The 18,089-nt window shown below is 67.2% G+C and carries 13 protein-coding genes; 11 read left to right on the top strand and 2 right to left on the bottom strand.

What is annotated here, in order from left to right; genetic code table 11:
* Positions 1–155 precede the first annotated feature (155 nt).
* From J2T21_RS08855 to J2T21_RS08815, 9 genes are all read left to right on the top strand, one after another.
* Entirely contained in the window at positions 156–3,725 is a 3,570-nt protein-coding gene (locus J2T21_RS08855; protein WP_307580948.1) for a DNA polymerase III subunit alpha, read from the top strand.
* Positions 3,726–4,254: 529 nt separating this feature from the next.
* Positions 4,255–5,298 (top strand): GTP 3',8-cyclase MoaA, encoded by a 1,044-nt coding sequence (moaA, locus tag J2T21_RS08850; RefSeq protein ID WP_307580554.1) that lies wholly within the window; start codon positions 4,255–4,257, stop codon positions 5,296–5,298.
* Positions 5,299–5,579: 281 nt separating this feature from the next.
* On the top strand, positions 5,580–7,895 hold the full coding sequence (locus J2T21_RS08845) for an FdhF/YdeP family oxidoreductase (protein WP_307580552.1): 2,316 nt from the start codon (positions 5,580–5,582) through the stop codon (positions 7,893–7,895).
* Positions 7,896–8,540: 645 nt separating this feature from the next.
* Complete coding sequence (locus J2T21_RS08840; protein ID WP_307580550.1) at positions 8,541–9,215, top strand: TetR/AcrR family transcriptional regulator; 675 nt, start codon at positions 8,541–8,543, stop codon at positions 9,213–9,215.
* A gap of 10 nt (positions 9,216–9,225) precedes the next feature.
* A complete protein-coding gene (locus J2T21_RS08835) occupies positions 9,226–10,182 on the top strand; it encodes an ABC transporter ATP-binding protein (RefSeq protein ID WP_307580548.1) in 957 nt (318 codons plus the stop codon).
* A complete protein-coding gene (locus tag J2T21_RS08830) occupies positions 10,179–11,819 on the top strand; it encodes an ABC transporter permease (protein ID WP_307580546.1) in 1,641 nt (546 codons plus the stop codon). Before J2T21_RS08835 ends, J2T21_RS08830 begins: the two co-directional genes overlap by 4 nt.
* Before the next feature lie 109 nt (positions 11,820–11,928).
* Entirely contained in the window at positions 11,929–12,306 is a 378-nt protein-coding gene (locus tag J2T21_RS08825) for a glyoxalase superfamily protein (RefSeq protein WP_209908062.1), read from the top strand.
* A gap of 160 nt (positions 12,307–12,466) precedes the next feature.
* Positions 12,467–12,667, top strand: a complete 201-nt coding sequence (locus tag J2T21_RS08820; RefSeq protein ID WP_307580544.1) for a helix-turn-helix transcriptional regulator — start codon at positions 12,467–12,469, stop codon at positions 12,665–12,667.
* Entirely contained in the window at positions 12,664–13,860 is a 1,197-nt protein-coding gene (locus J2T21_RS08815; protein ID WP_307580542.1) for a type II toxin-antitoxin system HipA family toxin, read from the top strand. Before J2T21_RS08820 ends, J2T21_RS08815 begins: the two co-directional genes overlap by 4 nt.
* 72 nt (positions 13,861–13,932) lie before the next feature.
* Here J2T21_RS08815 and J2T21_RS08810 read toward each other — a convergent pair whose 3' ends face one another.
* Positions 13,933–14,673: a hypothetical protein gene (locus J2T21_RS08810; RefSeq protein WP_307580540.1), complete on the bottom strand. Its 741-nt coding sequence runs from the start codon at positions 14,671–14,673 to the stop codon at positions 13,933–13,935.
* Positions 14,674–14,825: 152 nt separating this feature from the next.
* On the opposite strand from J2T21_RS08810, the gene J2T21_RS08805 reads away from it, so the two are divergent.
* Positions 14,826–16,787, top strand: coding sequence for a sensor histidine kinase (locus tag J2T21_RS08805; RefSeq protein WP_307580538.1), 1,962 nt, complete (start codon positions 14,826–14,828; stop codon positions 16,785–16,787).
* Positions 16,778–17,428, top strand: a complete 651-nt coding sequence (locus J2T21_RS08800) for a response regulator (protein ID WP_209908054.1) — start codon at positions 16,778–16,780, stop codon at positions 17,426–17,428. The genes J2T21_RS08805 and J2T21_RS08800 overlap by 10 nt, the downstream gene beginning before the upstream one ends.
* Here the strand turns inward: J2T21_RS08800 and J2T21_RS08795 are convergent.
* Positions 17,425–17,877, bottom strand: a complete 453-nt coding sequence (locus J2T21_RS08795; RefSeq protein WP_307580536.1) for a carboxymuconolactone decarboxylase family protein — start codon at positions 17,875–17,877, stop codon at positions 17,425–17,427. The two genes, J2T21_RS08800 and J2T21_RS08795, sit on opposite strands and share 4 nt — an antisense overlap.
* Positions 17,878–18,089: the final 212 nt, after the last annotated feature.

Below are 18,089 nucleotides of genomic sequence, written 5' to 3'. Positions count from 1 at the left end.
ACTTGATTAGAACGCATGTTCTAATAGAATGAATTCGTCCCCTCCTCGCCCAGCCACACGAACCCCGGCAACGAGGACCACCAAGGCACGTGCCCGCAGGCGCAACCCGCCGGGGGACCGGGACGCGCCGCGGGACAAGGGGAGTGGCAGGCACCATGGGCTTCACCCACCTGCACGTCGCCTCCGCCTTCAGCGCACACTACGGGGTCTCCTGGCCCAAGGACCTGGTCGCCGCGGCGCTCGCCGACGGCGCGGACGCCCTGGCCATCACCGACCGCGACGGACTCTACGGAAGCGTCAAGCACCTCAAGGCCTGCATCACCAACGGCATCGACCCCATCCTCGGGGTGGATTTGGCCATCCTCGAACCCGCACCCCGCCCCGCCCCCCACGGCAAGCCACCGCCGATGCGCACCGCCGGACGCGTCGTCGCCCTGGCCAGGGGGCACAGCAACGGAGCCGGATACGCCGCCCTCTGCCACCTGGTCACCGCGGCACACCAACCCACCACACCCGCCGGGGTCGCCAAGCCCGCCGTGGGGATCACCCGCGAGGAACTGGCCACCCACGCACTGGGCCCCGACGGGGAAGCGCTGCTCACCATCCTGCTGGGACCGGGCTCAGACATCGGCCTGGCCACCGGACACCGCCACTACACCCAGGCCCGCACCCTGTTGCGCACCTGGCGCTCCCTGCTGGGGGCAAGCGCCCTGCGGGTGGAGATCACCACGCACCTGAACAGCCCGGGGGAGAAGCTCAGCACCGCACACGCCATCCGCATGCTGCGCTGCGCCACCGACACGGGCATCGTCCCCGTACTGACCAACGCCGTGCGCTACGCGGACCCCGACGGAGCGGCAACCGCCGACGTCCTGGACTCCGCACGAGCCCTGTCCTCCCTGGCAACCCTCAACGACATCCAGCCCAACGGACAGGGCTGGCTCAAACCCGCCGAACACATGCACCACCTCGCCACCGAAATCGCCCGCGCCGCCTCCGACACCTCCGTGGCCGCCACACTGCTGCGCAACACCGCAGCGCTCGCCGACTGGGCACGCCTTGACCCGGTCCCCGACACCGGATGGTCGATCCCCGTGGTCCCCGAGGCCCACATCATCGGCATCACCGGCAACCCCGAAAACGAACTCGCCTCCCGCGCCGAGGCAGGCATCACCCGCCTCATCCCCGCCCAGGCCAACGACCCCGCGATGCGCCACCGCCTGGAGGCCGAGCTGTCCACCATCGCCGACCTCGGCTTCGCCCCCTACTTCCTCACCGTTGCCGAAGTCAGCTCCATGATCACCCGCCTGGGGATACGCTCCGCCGCCCGGGGGTCCGGAGCCTCCTCACTGGTCAACTACCTCATCGGCATCAGCCAGGTAAACCCCCTGGCCCACGACCTGCTCTTCGAACGCTTCCTCTCCCGCGACCGCGCCACCCTGCCCGACATCGACATCGACGTCGAATCCGCCAGGCGCCACGAGATCTACCACAAGATCTTCGAGCGCTTCGGAGCCGACCGCGTCAGCCTCATGAGCATGCAAAACGGCTACCGCGCCCGGGGGGCGGTGCGCGACGCCGGAGCCGCCCTGGGCATGGAGGAAGAAGACATCGATACGATCGCCAAGCAACTCTGGCGCTTCTCCGCCTCCTCCTTCCGCGAAGCCCTGGCGGAAAAACCCGAACTCGCACCCTTCGCCGACCGCCTCGGCACCGAAAAACAACTCGACCTGCTCGTGGACCTCACCGAACGCCTCGACCGGCTGCCCCGCCACATCTCCATGCACCCCTGCGGCGTCATCCTCTCCGACGCACACCTGCGCGACCGCACCCCCGTCGAACCCAGCGGCATCTCCCTGCCCATGAGCCAATTCGACAAACACGACATGGACCCCATGGGCATGCTCAAGCTCGACGTCCTGGGGGTGCGCATGCAATCGGCCATCACCTACGCACTGGAGGAAATCCAGCGCCTGCACCCCGACGCACAGGCAGTCGCCAAGGCAGGCGGACACCGGGGAGCCAAGCCCGGGGAAATCCCCGGCTACATCCAGCCCAACGGAGCCATCGACCTCGCCCTGGTCCCGCTGGACGACGAACCCACCTTCGAACTCATCCGCTCCACCCACACCCTGGGCTGCTTCCAGATCGAATCACCCGGACAACGCGAACTCATCGGCAAACTCGCCCCGCGCGAATTCAACGACCTCATCATCGACATCTCCCTCTTCCGCCCCGGACCCATGAAATCCAACATGGTCAAGCCCTACCTGGAAAACCGCCACGGCTTCGCACCCGAAAAATACCCCCACCCAGACCTGGCGCCGGCGCTCGCCGAGACCCACGGGGTCACCGTCTTCCACGAACAGGTGCTGCGGATCTTCGACAAGATGACCGGCTGCGGGCTGGCCCAGGCCGATGTCTACCGCCGGCTGCTGGGAAACCCGCACGCCGAACCCGCGGTCGAGGCGCTCTTCCGCTCCCGGGCGCTGGGCCGCGGCTACTCGCTGGAAGTCATCGACGAGGTATGGCACACGCTGGCGGCCTTCGGCTCCTTCGGGTTCTGCAAGGCCCACGGGGCCGCCTTCGCCGTGCCCACCTACCACTCGGCCTGGCTCAAGGCCCACCACCCGGAGGCCTTCCTGGCCGGGATCTGGGAACACGACCCGGGCATGTACCCCAAGCGGCTGCTGGTCGCCGAGGCCCGGCGCATGGGCATCGCGATCCTGCCGCTGGACATCAACCGCTCCGCGCCCGGCTACAAGGTGGAAAGGCTTGACGGGCTGCTGCCCCCCGCACAGCTTCCGGTGGTCCCGCGGGCCGCGGGGGCGGCGCCGCCGGGGCGGTACGGGATCAGGCTCTCGCTGCGCGGGATCCGCTCGGTCTCCGAGCGCGAGATCGCCCGGGTGGCGGCCGGGCAGCCCTACGACTCGATCGCCGATGTGCGCGCCCGCTCCGGGCTGACCCGCACCTCGCTGAACCACTTCGCGGCACTGGGCGCCTTCGATTCGCTGCAGGCGCGCACCGGGCGCGGGAACCGGGCCGACCTCATCGAGCACCTGCGGGCACCGGCGGGCAGGGCGCTGCCGCAGCGCCATCGGCCGATCCCCGGGCAGCTGTCGTTGCCGCTGGGGGACCTGGACCTTGCCAACATGGCCATCGGGGCGGCGCCAACGCCGCTGGACGAGGTGGTGCGCACCGAACTGGACCTGATGAGCCTGGATGTCACCGCCCACCTGATGGAATCCCACGCCCCGCTGTTGCGGTCCCTGGGCGTGTCGCACTCCGCGGACCTGCTGGGCATGCGCAACGGCACCGAGGTCCTGGTGGCCGGGGTGCGCGTTGCCACCCAGACCCCGCCGATGCGCGGCGGGCGGCGGGTCGTGTTCATCTCGGTTGACGACGGCACCGGCTGCGTCGATGCCACGTTCTTCCACGAGGCCCAGCAGCGTTGCGGGCCGCTGCTCTTCTCCACCCGGCTGCTGCTGATCCACGGGCTCACCCGGCGCACCGGACCGCGCGGGATCAGCCTGCAGGCGCTGGACGCCTGGGACCTGTCGGACAAATCCGCGCTGCCGGACCCCGGCCACCTGGCCGACCCCGCACGCGCCCGCAACGAGAGCTTCGGTTCCCCCGCCGCCAGGCCGGTGCGGGAGGCGGAGAAATCCCTGGCCGCGCGCATGGCCGCCGAGGACCTGGACACCCGCGGCTACCTGGGTGCCTGAACGCACCGACGGGCAACCCCTGGATTGATGCGAAAAGCCGGTCGACCGGGGCGGACGGAAAAAGGCAACCCCGAGGCGGGCAAGGAACCGGCGGGAGTGCTTCCCCTTATGATCGTGCCCGCACCCATCACCCCCGCGGCCCGGGTCGAAGGCCACCCGCGCCGCGGCCTCCCGGTGCTCTCCGGGCGCGAAGCCAACCGCTTCGCCAGCATCTTGGCCAACGAGGCCGAAACCTCTCCCCGAAACCGGCTGGCCTCTTCGGGTGAAGGCAAAGACCGTGTTCAATTGGCGATTCCGGCCGGCACCGATCCCGGGAATGGGCACGGCGGCGGGGTGGTGCCACCGACGAACGGCCAAAGCGTGGGCTTTCAGGTCCTGGAACGTGTTGGGGAGCTGCCCATTGTGGTCCTTGTTGCCAGGGGCGGCCGCCGCCGCACTCGCCCGCCCAATCCTCGACGTCAGCTTCGTGCAGGCCTATGGTGGAAACAGGGTGCCGGCCAAGGTCCGGACCCGTGTTGGAGGTTGAACAATGGCTGCCCCACAGATGACCGATACGCTGCAGCGCCCGTTGCGGGACCTGCGGATATCCGTCACGGACCGCTGCAATTTCCGCTGCGTCTACTGCATGCCCAAGGAAATCTTCGGCCGCGACTTCGTGTTCATGCCACACGACCAGCTGCTCACCTTCGAGGAGATCACCACGCTGGCACGGATCTCCATGGACCACGGCGTGCGCAAGATCCGGCTGACCGGTGGCGAGCCGCTGCTGCGCCGCGGCATCGAGGACCTGGTCGCCATGCTCGCCGCACTGCGCACGCCCGGCGGCGAACCGCCCGACCTCGCCATGACCACCAACGGCTCCGTCCTTGCGCAGAAGGCGGAGGCACTCAAGGCCGCCGGCCTGGACCGGGTCACGGTGTCGCTGGATTCCCTGGACGAGGCCGTCTTCCAGGCCATGAACGACGTCGACTACCCCGTGGCGAAAGTCCTGCACGCAATCGACGCCGCCCAAGCCGCGGGTCTGGGCCCGGTGAAGGTCAACATGGTGGTCAAGAGGGGCCTGAACGATGACAGCATCGTTGACATGGCCCGGCACTTCCGGGGCACCGGATTCATCCTGCGCTTCATTGAATACATGGACGTGGGAACCTCCAACGGCTGGAAGATGGACCAGGTCGTGCCGAGCGCGGAGGTGGTTGAACGGATCGGCAGCGTGTTTCCGCTGGAGCCGCTGGAGGCAAACTACCCGGGCGAGACCGCCCAGCGCTGGCGGTATGTGGACGGCGCCGGGGAGATCGGCGCGATCTCCAGTGTTACCCGTGCCTTCTGCGGCGGATGCACCCGGGCGCGGCTCTCCGCCGACGGCAAGCTGTTTACCTGCCTGTTCGCCACCCGGGGCACCGACCTGCGGGCGCTGCTCCGCGCCGGTGCCACGGACGAAGACCTGGCCAATGCACTCGCGGTCCTGTGGGGCGCCCGGGCGGACAGGTACTCGGAACTGCGCAGTGCCAGAACGCCCGGCGTGAGCAAGCCGGGCATGAAAAAGATCGAGATGAACTACATCGGCGGCTGAGGACGGGATTCCTTCATCCGGGCCGGCAAGGGGTGCGCGGATGCACGGTTTCCCGAGGGGGATTGCCTGGCTGTTGCGACGGGAAGCCGCCCGTGTAAGGCACGTCAGGGGATGGTCATGTTGCCTTTGCCATGCAGCGATGTTAGAACGGTCATACCTGCCAGTGAGCGCCCAGCGTCGTGCGTGTGGGGGCAACGCACACGACACCGGGCGTGGAACCGGATTGACCGGACACACCCTTCATTCCGGAGAGTCGATTCTTCAAGCAAAGGTTGTGTGCCATGAGCAGCAAGCCCCCGGTCCAGGATGACTCGGACGCCGAGATGAAGGTCGGCCGGCCCGCCCGGGCGGCAGCCGGGCTTCATGGCCTCACCGAATCCCTTCCCCAGGCGCTTTCAGCCATGGGCCCCGTGCGATCCGCGAAAACCCTGCTGGCAATGAACCAGAAGGACGGCTTCGACTGCATGAGCTGTGCCTGGCCGGATCCGCCGCACCGCAAGACGGCCGAGTTCTGCGAAAACGGAGCCAAGGCGGTGACGTGGGAAGCGGGGCTGCTGACGGTGCCGCGGGAATTCTGGGAAGCCAATTCGGTTTCCTCCATGCGGGGGCGCAGCGAGTACTGGCTGGGCCAGCAGGGACGGCTGGTCGATCCGGTCTACAAGCCGGCTGGTTCGGACCATTACCAGCCCATCAGTTGGGACAACGCGTTCCGGCTGGTGGCCGGTGAGCTGAACGCCCTCGATTCCCCGAACGAGGCGGCGTTCTATACCAGCGGCCGCACCAGCAACGAGACGGCCTTCCAGTACCAGTTGTTTGCCCGAGCCTTCGGCACCAACAACCTGCCGGACTGCTCCAACATGTGCCACGAGTCAACGGGACTCGCCATGGGGGAGACCATCGGGGTGGGCAAGAGCGCGATCTCCTATGAAGACTTTGCAAAGTCGGACCTGATCATCATCATGGGGCAGAACCCTGGCACCTGCCATCCGCGGATGCTGACGGCGCTGGAGGAAGCCAAGCTCGCCGGTGCCCAGATCGTGGCCGTCAACCCGCTGCCCGAAGCCGGCCTGATCAACTTCAGGAACCCGCAGAAGCCCCGCGGGCTGGTCGGCAAGGGCATCGATCTGGCCGACCAGTTCCTGCAGATCCGGCTGGCCGGAGACATGGCCCTGATGCAGGCCCTGGCCAAGCGGGTCTTTGCCGCCGAAGACGCGGCACCCGGCGCCGTCCTGGACCACACGTTCCTGGAGGAATGCTGCCAGGGCCTGGACGAATACCGGACCCACATCGCCGAGCTCGACGATGCCGCCGTGTTGGCCGCCACCGGACTGCGGACGGCGGAAATCGACGAGCTCGCTGCCCGCTACCTGAAGGCGGACAAGGTCATTGTCACCTGGGCCATGGGCCTGACCCAGCACAAAAAGGCCGTGCCCACCATCAAGGAGATCATCAACCTGCTTCTGCTGCGCGGCAACATCGGAAAGCCCGGTGCCGGCCCGTCGCCCATCCGTGGACACAGCAATGTCCAGGGCGACCGGACCATGGGTATCTGGGAGCAGATGCCGCCTGCCTTCCTGGACGCACTGGGCAAGGAGTTCAATTTCGATCCGCCGCGGGAAAACGGGGTCGACGCGGTTCAGAGCATCCGCGCCATGCGGGATGGCAAGCTCAAGGTGCTCTTCGCCATGGGCGGGAACCTGGTCGGCGCAATCTCCGACACCTCCGTGGCCGAGGCCGCCCTGCAAAAGATGAAGCTCACGGTCCAGGTGTCCACCAAGCTGAACCGCTCCCACGCATTTACCGGGCAGAAGGCCCTGATCCTGCCCACCATGGGCCGGACCGAAATCGACCGGCAGGCATCCGGTGAACAGTTCGTCACCGTCGAGGACACCGTGTGTGCCGTGCACGCCTCGCACGGAAAGGTGGAGCCGGTCGGACCGAACCTGCTCTCCGAGATGGCCATCGTCAGCCGACTGGCCCGGGCCGTCCTGGGCCGGGACCACCCCATCAACTGGGCCGGATTCGAGGCCGACTACGACACCATCCGCGAACACATCGGCCGCGTCTGCGAGGACTGCGAGGACTACAATGCCAAGGTCCGCCGCCCGGGCGGCTTCGTCCTGCCGCACCCGCCGCGCGACAGCCGCACGTTCCCCACGCCCTCCGGCAAGGCCGTCTTCACGGTCAGCGAGCTGGAAACCGTGAAGGTCCCCAAGGGCCGGTTGCTGCTGCAGTCAGTCCGCGCCCACGACCAGTTCAACACCACCATGTACACCCTCAACGACAGGTACCGGGGCGTGAAGAAGGGCCGGCACGTCCTGTTCGTGAACCCGGGCGACCTGGCCGAACTCGGCATCGCCGACGGCAGCTACGTGGACATCCACAGCGAGTCGCCCGACGGCATCGACCGGGTCCTGCGCCAGCAGCGCATCATCGGCTACCCCACCGCGCGCGGCTGCGTGGCCGCGTACTTCCCCGAAGCCAACGTGCTTGTCTCCTTGGACGCCACGGCGGAAGGCTCCAATACCCCGGTGTCCAAGTCCGTTGTCGTTCGTCTGGAAAAGGCCTCCGTGCCCGCCTACGCCGGAGGCTCCTGAGCAAACCCGTCCGGGGAATGAGGAAGTGCATGCCTATGACCCAGCCTGGATTGTCAACGGCTTTTCAGTTTGCCAAGGAGTATGGCAATGGATTGAATTTTCGAGTCATCGGCGTTTGCGCCGCTGGCGCCGGGGTTGCCGGCTTCCGAGATGCCGCCTGCGATGTGGCCTTCGGTTAAGGTCGCAACCCGAGGGGGACAGGATCTGCGGATGGCGGGCTGGACAGCACTGCTCCTATTTTCCCGCGCCGATCAGGAAATGATTCGCATGAGCTGGACGGCCACCGAACGGGGCCCGGGTGGAACCATTCGACCACTCGACGTTTGATCGTGCCCAGGGGATGGGACGCCATCGGCACCGTCAGGGCAAGGCCCTTCGGCAGGGACAACATCGGTTGGGGCGCCACTCGAACCGATATGGCACTGTTCATTGCAGCGCAAGCCAGAGGCGACAAATTCCTCCAAGCTGCCCCGGCCATCGGCAACAGGTATCCGCACCGCCGGATCAGCCAGCGGCACTTTGGTCCGGCGGTCCGGCACTGCCGCGAATCCGCTGAACACCCGCGGAAAAACCGAGGGGCGACGATGAAAAATCGGGACCTTGGACCTATTGCCGAGCGCTATACACGCGAGTAGTCTCCTATACATGAGTACAGCCCGTGAGGATCTGACCGGACGGGCCCGGCTGCGCGACGCCGCCATCGAGTGCTTCGCGGCGCACGGGTTCGACGAATCCCTGCGCGCCATTGCGGCCCGCGCCCAGGTCAGCGCCGGCCTGGTCCGCCACCACTTCGGGTCCAAGGAAGCGCTGCGCGCCGAATGCGACGCCACGGTGCTTGCACGCTACCGCGCACTGAAGAACGAAAGCCTCAAGGCCTCGCCCCGGCAGCTCTTCGCCCAGTTCCCGTCCTCGCGCGAGGGCGGGATCCTGCTGGTATACATCCTGCGCTCGGTCCGCGAGGGAGGGGACGCGGGAAAGGACTTCATCGAGCACATGGTCGCCGAGGCCCTGGAATTCTCCCGTGACGCCGTGGAGCGGGGAATCATTGTTCCCAGCCGCGACGAGGAGGCGCGCGTGCGCTTCCTGGTCCAGCAATCGATCGGGGCCATGGTGGTCAGCTTCGCCATGTGTCCCGGGATGCCGCTGGACGACTTCGGCGCGGTGATGGAACGCTACTACGCCGAGGCAGTGCTGCCAACCCTCGAGCTGTACACCGAGGGGCTGTTCACCAGCCGGGAGTACCTCGATGAATACCTGGCCTTCCTGGCCGGAACCAAGAACCCGCCCGCGGGCCTCGCGGGAGAACCCGTGAATCGGTAAGGAGAAAACCATGTCCACCAACACCCCGGCCATCTCGGTGAGCGACCTGCACAAGCATTTCGGGCGCACCGTGGCCCTGGCTGGACTGGATCTGCACGTCGAGGCCGGAGAGGTCGCCGGATTCCTCGGGCCCAACGGGTCCGGCAAATCGACCACCATCCGCATCCTGCTCGGGTTGCTGCGAGCCGATTCGGGCAGCGTGAAGATGCTTGGCGGGGATCCGTGGGACGATGCCGTGGCCCTGCACCGGCGCATCGCCTACGTGCCCGGCGAGGTGGCCCTGTGGCCCAACCTCACCGGCGGCCAGGCCATCGGCATCCTGGCGGCCCTGCGCGGGGGAGTGGATGCCGCCAAGCGCGACGAGCTGCTCGAACGCTTCGACCTTGACCCCACCAAGAAGGCCCGCAGCTACTCCAAGGGCAACCGGCAGAAGGTCGCCCTGGTCGCGGCCCTGGCCTCGGATGCCGAGCTGCTGCTGCTGGACGAGCCGACATCCGGCCTTGACCCGCTGATGGAACAGGTCTTCACCGCCTGCATCCGCGAGGTGAAGGCCGAGGGCCGCAGCGTGCTGCTCTCCAGCCACATCTTCGCGGAGGTCGAGAAGCTCTGCGACACCGTCACCATCATCCGCGAGGGCCAGACGGTGGAGGCCGGGCGCCTCGAGGCGCTGCGCCACCTGCACCGCACCACCGTCTCGGTGCTGCTGGCCGGAAACACCTCCGCGCTTGCCACGGTCCCGGGCATCAGCGACCTGGTCCTCGACGGGCCCAAGGCCACCTTCACCGTCGGCGAGGAAGACCTGGGCGGCGTGCTCGAGGCGCTTTCCGGGTACTCGCCCCGCTCCCTGGTCTCGACCCCGCCGTCGCTCGAGGACCTGTTCCTGCGCCACTACGGAGGGCTTCCGCTCCAGCCGGCAGCCGCCAGGCCCGGGCGCCACGCCCACGCGGCAGCGGGCGGTGCGCGATGAGCAGCACAACGGTCCTGGGCCGCGCCGCACGGGGAACCTCCGTCTCCACCGGTTACCTGGCCGGGGTGGGCACGGCCGTGAAATTCATCCTGCGCCGCAACTGGCTGCGGCTGCTGATCTGGGCGGCGGTGCTGGCGGTGATGATCCCGATCGTCTACGGCTCCCAGCAGGAGGCCTTCCCGACCCAGGCGTCCCGCGACGCCTACGCCCAGGTGGCCAACACCCCGGCCGTGGCGGCCATGACCGGCCTGCCCTACGCGGCAGGTTCGCTCGGCGGCATCCTGGTCATCAAGATCTGGATGACCCTGGCCGTGGCATTGGGCTTCGCCTCGATCTTCCTGGTCACCCGCAACGGACGGGCCGACGAGGAAACCGGGCGCACCGAGCTGCTGCGTTCGGCCGCGCTGGGGCGGCACGCCTACTCGGTGGCGAACTACCTGGTGGCCGGGGCGCTGTCCGTCCTCACCGGCTTGCTGATCTCCCTGCTGTGCCTGGGCCTGAAGCTGCCGAGCGACGGATCATGGACCATGGGTGCCTCCATCGCCGGCACCGGGCTGGCTTTCGTGGCGATCTCGGCGATCTGCGGCCAGCTCTCGACCACCAGCCGCGGGGCAAACTCCCTGGCCGTGGCGCTGCTGGCGCTCTTCTACTTCATCCGCGCGGGTGCCGACCTGCAGGCCAACGGCACCGACCCGAGCGCACTGAGCTGGTTCTCGCCCATTGGCTGGGCGCAGAACATGCGCTCCTTCGGGGAGAACAACTGGTGGCCGCTGCTGGCCCTGCTGGGCCTGGCGGTGCTCGGCTGCGCGCTGGCGCTGCGCCTGGGCACCCGGCGCGACCTGGGCTCCGGCATCCTGCCCGAGCGGCCCGGCCCGGCAACCGCCTCGGCGCTGCTGGCCAACCCGCTGGGCCTGGCGCTGCGGCTGCAACGCAGCTCGCTGGTCGGCTGGTTCCTGGGCGCGGTGGTTGCGGGGCTCTTCTTCGGGTCGGTCGCCAGGGCCATGACCTCGGTGTTGGACCCCAGCAACCCGTTCGCCAAGTCCTTCGTGGGGGCCGGGAACGACATGCTTGACGGGGTGATGGGCATCTTCGTGCTCTTCAACGGGCTGCTGGCCGGGGCGTTCGCCGTCCAGGCGCTGGCCGGGGCACGCAGCGAGGAGGAAAGCGGGCGGCTGGAGAGCCAGCTGGCCGGATCGCTCTCACGCTTCGGCTGGCTGTGGGCGCACGTCCTGGTGGCAGGGATCGGCTCCGCGGTGATGCTGCTGGTCGGCGGCTACCTCACCGGCGTCTCGTCCCAGGGTGCGGCGACCGGCGGGGCCATGGCCGCCGCCTCGTTCGCCTACTGGCCTGCGGTGCTGCTGATGCTGGGGGTGCTGCTCTTCTGCCAGGGATTCATCCCGCGGCCCAGCACCGGCATCGCGTGGGCGGTCTACGGGCTCTCGGTCATGGCCGCGATGTTCGGCGGATTGCTTTCCCTGTCCGAGGACGTCATCAAGGCGACCCCGTTCGGGGCGGTCCCGCGGCTCGCGGCCGAGGACTTCGCCCTGCTGCCCCTGGTGGTCCTGGGTGTCGTCGCCCTGGTGCTGGCCACGATCGGGTTCTGGCGCTTCCGGGCCAGGGACCTGATGCCCGAATAGCGGACCGGGGCGTGTGCCTCCCTCCCCCTGTGCGGGGGTGCGCCCCGGGAGCGGGACGGCCCCCGCAACCCCTTTACGCGGGTCTTGCTGCGGCAGTAGCGTGGGCGGCATGGACTGGAAACTGGAACTGGTATTTGTCCCCGTGTCCGATGTGGACCGCGCCAAGGATTTCTATGTGAACAAGGTCGGGTTCAACGCCGACTACGACGAGCGGCCCACCGAGTCAATCCGCTTCGTCCAGCTGACCCCGCCGGGATCCGCCTGCTCCATCACCATCGGCGAGGGCCTGAACGACGCGGCCCCCGGGACGGCGCCGAGTCTGCAGATGGTGGTCAGCGACATCCACAAGGCCCACGACCAGCTCAAGGCCAACGGCGTGGACGTCAGCGACGTCGACATCCAGCCGTGGGGGCACTTCGTGTACTTCGCCGATCCGGACGGCAACAAGTGGGCGGTGCAGTACCTGCCGCAGCGCCCGAACGGGTAGCCACCGAACCGGCAACAAGTTGCCGACCAGCCGTCTTCCGGCGGGTGCATCCCATCCAGAAACCCGCTTTCGGCAAGATCTTGCCGAAAGCGGGTTTTCCATGGATCAAGGGATGATGAAGCATCAAGAACGGCATTATCTTGCCGGTGCAAGAAGTGTCATGGACACCGTATCTGCACTGGCGCTGGAGATCCGCCGGGCCCGCAAGGACGCCGGGTTGACCCAAGGGAAACTGGCCGACTTGGCCGAGGTCTCCGAACGGACCGTGCGCGCGCTGGAAACCGCCACCGGCAATCCGTCCCTGCGCGCCGTGGCCTCCGTCCTCAACGTGCTGGGGCTCAAGATTGGCGTCGGTCGATGACCCCGGACCTCCAACGGCTCAGGTTCATCGAGGGTGCCGACGTCTACAAGAACGGTGTCCACGCGGGGGAGCTGACCCGAACGGCTGCCGGGGGCATCCGCTTCGGCTACCTGGACAGCTACCTGGCCGGCGGCAAGGCGCCGGTGGCCTTTTCCCTTCCGCTGGAAAACGCCGCGGTCGAGACGCCCAATGGTGCCCGTCCCGCGTTCTTTGCGGGGCTGCTTCCCGAGGGACACCGGCTGACGGTGTTGAAGAATGCGACCAAGACCAGCTTCGACGACGAACTGACCTTGCTGCTCGCCGTGGGTGCCGATGTCCCGGGCGACGTACAGGTGGTTCCCGCGGGGGACGTTCCCGCCGAACCAGAGGCGCTGGCGGACACCTCGACGCCGGAAGACCTGGACTTCGCCGTCCTGGCGAACTCGGTGGACCTGCACGCACTTCCCGGGGTCCAGGACAAGGCGAGCGCCTCGATGCCCACCACGCCGTTGGCGACGCGGGGCCGACGCTATCTGCTCAAGCTCGATCCCGCGCAGGACCCCCATCTGGTGGCCAACGAGGCCGCGCACCTGGCCGGGGCAAGAAACCTGAACCTCCCGGTGGTGGGCAACCGGATCATCCATGACAAGCACGGACTGGCCGGCCTGCTGGTCGAGAGGTTCGACCGCCGTAAGGGAACCGACGGCCACTGGCACCGGATGGCCCTCGAGGACGGAACGCAGGTCATGGGCCTGCCCCCGGCCGCGAAGTACGGTGTGGCGGCCGAAGACCTTGCATTTGCCCTGGCCCGCTTGTGTATTGCCCCCGTGGTGGCCCGCCGAAACCTGTACCTGCAATTTGCCTTTGGCTGGCTGACCGGCAACGGTGACCTTCATGCCAAGAATCTGGCCGTGCTGGGAAGGCAGGGCGGCGGTTTCGAGATCTCGCCCATGCATGACCTGCCCTGCACCATGCTCTACGGCGATGAAACCACGGCACTTCCGATTGCGGGAAAACTGAAGAACCTCAAGGCCCGGCATTGGGCCCAATTCGCCGACTCCCTCGGATTGCCGACCAGGGCCGCAGCATCGGCAAACCGGCTCGCGCTCAAGGCTGCCGCCACCATCGACCTAGCCGCTCTGCCCTTCGAGGGTTCAGTGTTGCGCGGGGCCCAGCGGGAGCTGCGCCTCCGCCGGCATGAGCTGCAGGCATAGGATCGCCTCGGCGTCCACGGGGCATCTTCTGCACCATGGACGCCGAGGCGATCCGTGTTTGTGGTTTTCCCCTCAGCGGGTTGATCGAATCCTGGCCGCGGGCCCCAGATCCCATTGGTCGTTGGCCATGCGCAGGATTGCCACGCTGACAAAGGCGCTGGCAACTGTCGTCAGCCCCCAGCCGAGCGTCACATCCAGTAGCCTGCTGGGAACAATGACGGCCGCAATGAAATGGAACGGTTGGGAAACCATCAGGGCGCCGGCGACCCACCAATTGATGATCCCCGCCCGACCCAGGGCAATTCCTGTGAGTATCATGCCCAAAATGTGACCGATGAGCCAGATGATCCCACCCACGGCAGCGAAGGTGCTGTTTTGGAGCGCATCACCAATGAGCGTAATGGTCGATTGATCAAACCCGCTGGCTCCCATTTGGGAAACCAGATAGTCCATGTTCACCGTGGTCGCGCCCATGCTCCACCCGATAAAACCGAGCCCGCCGCCGATGGTCGCCAAAACGGGTGAATCCCGGCGGGCCACATACGCGATCGCCGCAACACTGAGCAGCAGCACCGGGGTGAAAAAGAGCCCGGACCACACCATGAAATCCAGCGTCGTCTGATGCGCCAGGGACTGGGAAACTATCGAAGCGGGGGAGTCGGTGGTCCAATAGGGCATGACGGCCCGGATCACCAGGATGCTCAAGGGGCCAAGGGTAATGACCAGGGCAGCGGCAATCCGCCACATGGTGCGCAGGTCCCGCACCGCAACGAGTGAGGGTGCCTCCCCGCGCAGCTCGTTCATCCGTGTCATGGCGTTTCCTTTCATCGGCAGGCGGCGATGGTTTCGTCCGCCTGGCCACCAGCATGGGCTGTTTCCTTCGACTGCAAATCGTGGAGGACACCCGAAAAACCTCGGTGCTGGCACGGAGGGCTCCGGACAGACTCCGGGCTTATGCTGGGCGCATGGGATTGGCCCGTGCGGTGTCTATTGCGGTGCTTCCGCTGGCGGCAATGTCGCTGGCGACGGCCGCATGGGCGCTGACGGCGGGCGTGGATGCGTCGGCCGCCGGCTGGCTGGGAATGTGCATCGTCATGTCCCTGCCCTCGCTCATCCTCGGATACCTGATCACCGTGCGGTTCCCGAAACAAGGAGTAGGTGCGCTGTTAAGCGGTGCAGGGCTGGTGATACTTGCCGTGGGATGCAGCGACACCTATCTCGCGGCCGCGCAGGAAACCGGCAAACTCCCGGTCAATGGACTATGGATCTCATCGACACAGGGCGGATGGATGCTCCTCTACCTGCCGTGGGCCCTGATGCTCCTGGTGTTTCCCTCCGGCCGCCTCGAGGACAAAGGTGCCCGGAAGCTGGCGATCGGGCTGGGCGCCGTGGTCGTGAGTTTCGGTTTTTTTGCGGCCTTGAGCACCGAACCCTATGGGGATGCGTTCCAGGACATGCACCGCGGGCTGGCTCCGATGCCCGGTGCCGACCTGGCCGCCGTGGGGCTGCTCCCGGTCTTCCTTGCGTTGTTGGCGCTCAGTGTGGCTCATCTGGCCAAGCGGTTCAAGCACGCCGATGGCGTCGGCCGGAACCAGATCCGTTGGTTGGCGGTGGCAGGTGCCAGCGTGCCCTCGACGCTGCTGCTGTGCTGGGTCGGCTACCTCGTGAACGGCAACGAATCGATTGTGATGATCGGGCTGGCGGCCATGTACCTGTTCATCCCCGCGGCCATTGCCGTGGCAATCCTTCGCGAGGACCTCTTTGATGCCGGTCGCATGCTCGTCTCGGCACTGGGCCTACTTGCGGTGCTGGGCGCTGTCGTGATGCTGGCAGTGTTGCTCGCGCTTTGGCCGGGGATCGAATCCAGGACTTCCACTGCACTGCTCGTGGCAGGTGCCGCAGCCGGAACGCTGGCCCTGGCGGCATTGCGGCCACGCATCCAGCACCTGATCGGTCGCATCGTCTACGCCGAACACGAGCGACTCATCGACGCGCTGAAAGATTTCGAAAACCAGGTCTTCACCCATGCGGCGCTGCCTGCGGACCTCGAAAAAACGTTGCGTGCCTCGACATCCGACCCCGCCTTGCGGGTTGGGTATGCGGTGTCCACGGGGAACGGTTTTCGAGACGCGCAGGGCCGCCCGGTGAGGTCCGAGACCGGGATCCCCGTTGCCTTGGCCGGCCGGATCGCGGGGGTGGTTGTTCCCGGACCGGGACGTGGGAGGGTGTTCAACACGGAGACCATGAAGGCGCTGGCGTTGATGGTTGAGATGGGCAGGCAACAAATGGAGCTCTCTACGGCGTTGGCCGAGGTGGAAGCCAGCCGCATCCGGATCCTGCTGGCCGCCCACCACGAACGCAAGCGCCTCGAGCGAGACCTGCACGACGGCGCCCAGCAACGGTTGGTGGCCCTGGGCATGGCGCTTCGCCTGATCCAGCGGCAGCTGCCGCCACGCGAGCAGGCCCTGCGCGGGATGCTCGACGAATCGGTGGCCGAGCTAGGCACAGCCGTGGCCGAATTGCGGCAGATCGCCCACGGCATCAGGCCCAGTGCCCTGGACGAAGGCCTAGAAGCTGCGCTGCGGCAACTCAGCGGCCGCTCCCCGACGCCTGTGCAGCTGCGGATCGGGGATTCCCTGGGCATTGTCCCGGAGCTCGTGGGAGCCACCGCCTACTTCGTGGCCGCCGAGGCGGTGCACAACGCCGTCAAGCATGCCGGGGCCCGGCGCATCACCGTCAGGCTTGGACGGGAAGGCGAATCGGTCCGCCTGAGCGTGAGCGACGACGGCCGCGGCGGGGCCACGCGCACCCCGGGCGGGGGACTGGCGGGTCTGGCCGACAGGGTCGGGGCGTTGGGCGGATCAATAAACGTGCGCAGCCAAGACGGCCGCGGCACCGTCATCGAGGCGGTGCTGCCATGCGCATAGTGATCGCCGAGGACTCCGCGCTCTTTCGCCAGGGGCTCTCGAACCTTTTGGAGGATGCGGGACACGAGGTGGTTGCCGCGGTCGGGAATGCCGCGGCCGCATTGGCGCGGACTCGGGCCCTGGAACCGGACGTGCTGGTCTGCGACGTGCGCATGCCCCCGGACCTCACCGACGACGGGGCGCGCGCGGCGGTGCTGCTGCGCGGCGAGTTCCCCCGGATGGGCATCGTGCTGTTGTCCCAGCACATGGAAACCACGCACACCGCGCGGCTGGTCCCCGGCGGGTACTTCGCCTACCTGCTCAAGGACCGGGTCCTGGATGTGAACGAATTCCTCGAAACCCTGCGCCGGGTGCGCCAGGGCGCCACGGCACTGGACCCGGAAATGGTTGTTGAACTCATCGGAGCCGCACGCACCAACCGCCGCGTCGAGGCACTGACCGCGCGTGAGCGCGAGGTGTTGGCGCTGATGGCCGAGGGGCGCACCAACCTGGGCATTGCCCAGCGGCTCTGGCTGACCGAACGCACCGTGGAGACGCACGTGGGAAACATCCTGGCCAAGCTCGAGCTGCCCGTGGCCCCGCAGGACCACCGCCGGGTCATGGCGGTGGTCACCTACCTGCAGACGCAGGGAAGCAACTAGGGCTTGACCGGGTAACGGGAAGTGATCGCGACCCGGTTGAACATGTTGATCGCCGCGCTCAGCCAGGCGACGGCCGAGATCTGCTCGTCGGACAGCACCGCCCGGGCCATGGTGTACACCCCATGCGGGACGTGGTCCACCGAGATCATCGTGATGGATTCGCACAACGCAAGGGCCGCGCGTTCCACAGCGGTGAAGTACTCGGAATCGGCCCACGCCGAGACCACTGCCAGCCGGTCGGTGCTTTCCCCGAGCTCAAGGGCATCGCGGGTATGCATGCGCAGGCAATAGGTGCAGCCATTGATTTGCGAGGCCCGCACCTTGAGCAGCTCGCGAAGCTTGGGATCAATTCCTGCGGCGTCGGCGGAGTCGCTGGCGGCCTTGTTCATGGCCAACAGCGCCGCATACGCAGCAGGATCGGACTTGCTGAGATTCACTCTGGGTTCCATGACTAGATGCTAGCCCGGCTTGCCGACAAGTAGCTAGGGGGTTGACAACGGGCTTCAGGAGCCCAGCAGGCCGCGTTTGGACAGATGGGCTAGCACATTTGGCGTCAACAGGTCCTCGCGGTGTTCGCCGATGCTCCGGGCAGGGGGCTTCTACGCATATCGTGTCGCTGTTTTGCACCCCCAGGCTTGATGGTGGTTCCGACGTGCCCTGG

This window comes from Paeniglutamicibacter psychrophenolicus, from assembly GCF_030812255.1.
Taxonomy (GTDB): Bacteria; Actinomycetota; Actinomycetes; order Actinomycetales; family Micrococcaceae; genus Paeniglutamicibacter; species Paeniglutamicibacter psychrophenolicus_A.
This window is presented reverse-complemented; position numbering and strand designations above follow the sequence as displayed.

What these genes read in the sequence shown, in the direction of transcription:
- J2T21_RS08855 (WP_307580948.1), top strand. Translation starts at nt 156, where the DNA reads ATGGGCTTCACCCACCTGCACGTCGCCTCCGCCTTCAGCGCACACTAC.
- moaA (WP_307580554.1), top strand. Translation starts at nt 4,255, where the DNA reads ATGGCTGCCCCACAGATGACCGATACGCTGCAGCGCCCGTTGCGGGAC.
- J2T21_RS08845 (WP_307580552.1), top strand. Translation starts at nt 5,580, where the DNA reads ATGAGCAGCAAGCCCCCGGTCCAGGATGACTCGGACGCCGAGATGAAG.
- J2T21_RS08840 (WP_307580550.1), top strand. Translation starts at nt 8,541, where the DNA reads ATGAGTACAGCCCGTGAGGATCTGACCGGACGGGCCCGGCTGCGCGAC.
- J2T21_RS08835 (WP_307580548.1), top strand. Translation starts at nt 9,226, where the DNA reads ATGTCCACCAACACCCCGGCCATCTCGGTGAGCGACCTGCACAAGCAT.
- J2T21_RS08830 (WP_307580546.1), top strand. Translation starts at nt 10,179, where the DNA reads ATGAGCAGCACAACGGTCCTGGGCCGCGCCGCACGGGGAACCTCCGTC.
- J2T21_RS08825 (WP_209908062.1), top strand. Translation starts at nt 11,929, where the DNA reads ATGGACTGGAAACTGGAACTGGTATTTGTCCCCGTGTCCGATGTGGAC.
- J2T21_RS08820 (WP_307580544.1), top strand. Translation starts at nt 12,467, where the DNA reads ATGGACACCGTATCTGCACTGGCGCTGGAGATCCGCCGGGCCCGCAAG.
- J2T21_RS08815 (WP_307580542.1), top strand. Translation starts at nt 12,664, where the DNA reads ATGACCCCGGACCTCCAACGGCTCAGGTTCATCGAGGGTGCCGACGTC.
- J2T21_RS08810 (WP_307580540.1), bottom strand. Translation starts at nt 14,673, where the DNA reads ATGACACGGATGAACGAGCTGCGCGGGGAGGCACCCTCACTCGTTGCG.
- J2T21_RS08805 (WP_307580538.1), top strand. Translation starts at nt 14,826, where the DNA reads ATGGGATTGGCCCGTGCGGTGTCTATTGCGGTGCTTCCGCTGGCGGCA.
- J2T21_RS08800 (WP_209908054.1), top strand. Translation starts at nt 16,778, where the DNA reads ATGCGCATAGTGATCGCCGAGGACTCCGCGCTCTTTCGCCAGGGGCTC.
- J2T21_RS08795 (WP_307580536.1), bottom strand. Translation starts at nt 17,877, where the DNA reads ATGGAACCCAGAGTGAATCTCAGCAAGTCCGATCCTGCTGCGTATGCG.